The 1575-nt window shown below is 37.9% G+C and carries 2 protein-coding genes; both read right to left on the minus strand.

Annotation, left to right across the window (positions count from 1 at the left end):
* Nucleotides 1-75: 75 nt before the first annotated feature.
* Complete coding sequence (locus AC1UFB_RS15840; protein ID WP_061786564.1) at nucleotides 76-918, minus strand: aldo/keto reductase; 843 nt, start codon at nucleotides 916-918, stop codon at nucleotides 76-78.
* A 107-nt stretch (nucleotides 919-1025) separates the two neighbouring features.
* Nucleotides 1026-1445 carry a hypothetical protein gene (locus AC1UFB_RS15845; protein ID WP_062686877.1) on the minus strand — a complete coding sequence of 140 codons (420 nt, stop codon included), beginning with the start codon at nucleotides 1443-1445 and terminating at the stop codon, nucleotides 1026-1028.
* Nucleotides 1446-1575 lie beyond the last annotated feature (130 nt).

Consider the following 1575-nt stretch of genomic DNA (forward strand, 5'->3'; position numbering starts at 1 on the left):
CTCATCATCAAAATGCGATGATGAGAACCCTTTTTCATTATTTTTGGCTAGTTATGTCCCAGCCTCTTTGTTTACTTAAAAATCAAAGTTGTCTGGATCTGGACCTACTCGGTGATTTTGGTTTAGTGCATCAATTTGTTTCATTTCGTCAGACGTTAGCTCGAAATCAAAAATATCAGCATTTTGGATAATACGGTGCTCTTTTGTTGATTTTGGAATCGTGATAACACCGTTTTGAACATCCCAGCGCAAGATTACTTGAGCCGTAGATTTATTGTGCTTAGAAGCAATCGCAGACAGTACATCGTTATCAAGCAGTTCGCCCTGCATAAGCGGAGACCAAGCTTCTAGCTGAATGTTTTGCTGTTCACAATAAGCACGAAGCTCTTTTTGCGTTAAGCGCGGATGATATTCGACTTGGTTGATGACTGGCTTCACCTCAGCATCTTGTAGTAAATCTTCTAAATGATGAATTTGGAAGTTGCTTACGCCAATTGCTTTTACCTTGCCGTCTTTATAAAGCGTTTCTAACGCACGCCATGCGTCCTTATATTTTCTTTCAACTGGCCAATGAATAAGGTAAAGATCTAAATAGTCTAATCCAAGCTTTTGAAGACTAGTTTCGTAGGCTTTAAGCGTTTCTTCATACCCTAAATCACTATTCCATACTTTTGACGTTACGAATAGCTCTTCACGTGAAAGACCCGTCTCTTGTAGACCTTGTCGAATTCCTTCACCAACGCCTTCTTCGTTTTCGTAGATGGCTGCTGTGTCAATACTGAGGTAGCCGTTTTTAATCGCAACTTTTACAGCTTCAACTAACTCAGGTCCTTCTTCCACTTTAAATACGCCTAAACCAAACCCGGGCATCTTTACGCCGTTATTTAATGTTACTGTATCTTGTAAATGCGTAATCATGTTATCAACCTCCAATAGTAAGTACATGACTTATAATAAGAGAGAGTTAATAAAATGAAAAGTAAGCACTTTAAAGTGATATAGGTACTTCAAAGTGCCTATAGAGCTTATGAATAGACATGTACGTGCTCTTTAATAAAGTCTCTTAAGCTGTCAATCTCAAGCAATTCTTCTTTACAAAGCCGACCAAGATTCGTTAACTTTTCAATTTGCTTACTAGACACACGTTCGTAGTAAGCGTGCTGATGTGGCTTTTCTTGTGCAATTAGGTCATGCGAGACGTAGCCTCTTGCATCCAAATATTGATGATTTGGTAACACGCAGTATGCATGAATAAGCACCACTCTTGGTGCGCTTTCATCTTTAAACTTAAAGTCTGAATTCCACATAAACTCTATAGGATAGCCAAGCTCTTGGTGTAAGGCAATCGCAAATAGGTGAGGGCGAGTAGTTATGTAGTCGAAAAGTTGAAAAGATGTATTTAGAATAGTTGTTTTTAACTGAAGTGTTGTTTCAAAGTGAGACACGCTGCATTACCTACCTTTTCTAGCAATATACCAGTATATTGTAATTTTTTCTTCCTTTTTTCTATATAAGTTGAATTTATCTTTTACAATCGAATGCACAATCGATCAATAACTTTTCTAGGTGAGTCAT

Source organism: Priestia sp. KCTC 13724 (assembly GCF_056820425.1).